The organism is Streptomyces sp. NPDC028991 (genome assembly GCF_055564775.1).
The window spans coordinates 1-1,453 of sequence record NZ_JBVHVP010000071.1; the positions used below are offsets into that span (position 1 = coordinate 1).

Below are 1,453 nucleotides of genomic sequence, written 5' to 3' on the forward strand. Positions count from 1 at the left end.
ACACTCAAGCCGGCCGGGAGGCCGCTGTGCTCTTGCTGTTGATCTTGATTTTGATCTTAGGCGCCCCGTTAAACCACGCTGGCCGAACGCAGGCTTTGGAGCGTGGGTAACCTGGCAGGACGCCAGGTTAGCCGTCCTGGGCCAGGGATGGCCCATGACGGCGGCCCACGGTCCAAAGCCGGAGTGAGGGCACACCGAGCCTAAGCGAGGTGCCGAGTGGTGGGGCATGTACGGGACAACCACATGGGTTACAAAAAAGTGCCTTCACATAGGTGACACTTTGATTGAAACATAACCGTTTTTTGCATCCCTAGCGTTTACTCGGCCCAAGATCACCGGACCGAAGATCACATTCCATATGCCATCACTGATCATCTCCATTCCGATGGTTTGATGGCTCAGCAAATTACCAACATAAATCCTTAGACCTGCTCGATTGATGATCCCACTACTGTCTGCCAGGTAACACTCGACATGACTCGCATAGCCCATCTCCGGCAACCGCTCCGGATAGACTCGTGTTGAAGGCATGTAACACGAGGCTGGCGTTTTCTGCCCAAGAGCCTCGTGTCCACGCTCGTAATTATAGTGCTGCACGAAGCGATCAAAGTGACGCTGCTGAGCATCCCACGCAACCGCCGGTGGTTGGGGTAACGTACTTTTCAGCGTCCTGTGCATACGTTCGTGGCGCCCGTTCTGATCAGGGCGGCCCGGTTCAATTCGCTCAGGAATGATCCCAAGTCGTAGCCACCAGATCGATAGCTGCGACAGCCCGGCACGGCCCGTGCTGGCAAACGGCACACCGTTGTCGGTACGGATGCGCTCAGGCAGCCCATATTCGCGGAAAACCCGCTCGAAGGTTTGCTGGGTTTCCTTGAAATTGGTGCTGGCCATACTCTCGCAGGCCAGTAAAAAGCGACTCGCGTGATCCATTATCGTCAACGGATAACACCACACACCTGCCCCTGTCAGAAATTGCCCTTTGTAATCAGCGCTGAAAAGCTGGTTGGGGATTTCTGCCTTACGTAAAGGCTTGGGATAGACAGCTACACGCGGGCGCAATTGCCGAGGCGTGATCAAATCAGCGGCCTTGAGGATGTTGTAAATGGTGGTTTTTGAGGGTGGGTTCTGCCCAGGAAAACGCCGTATCAAGTCGTTCTGGATCTTCTTCGGGCCGGGAACCGTTTCTCCAGTCGAACGCAATTCAATAATTGCCTGCCGGACAGCAAAAGGGACCACATACGTCTGATTGTGGCGGCTGCGACTTCGCTCTTCGAGGCCTCTGGGCCCCTCCGCTTTGTAGCGCTCGACCCATTTATAGCCAGTCTTGCGACTGATTTGATGGTCCAGGCACAGCTGGCTAAAGCTGTGCTCGTCCTCCAAATAGTCGGCGATGAACTTCACTCTGAGGTCCATAGGTTTCAGCTCTTTCCAGGGCATGGTCAGATCCTCG

At 55.1% G+C, this 1,453-nt stretch carries 1 protein-coding gene; it reads right to left on the bottom strand.

The window, feature by feature from the left end:
* Positions 1–264: 264 nt before the first annotated feature.
* The coding region (locus tag ACZ4V1_RS35860) for an integrase core domain-containing protein (RefSeq protein ID WP_468345356.1) at positions 265–1,453 on the bottom strand (1,189 nt) is incomplete at its 5' end.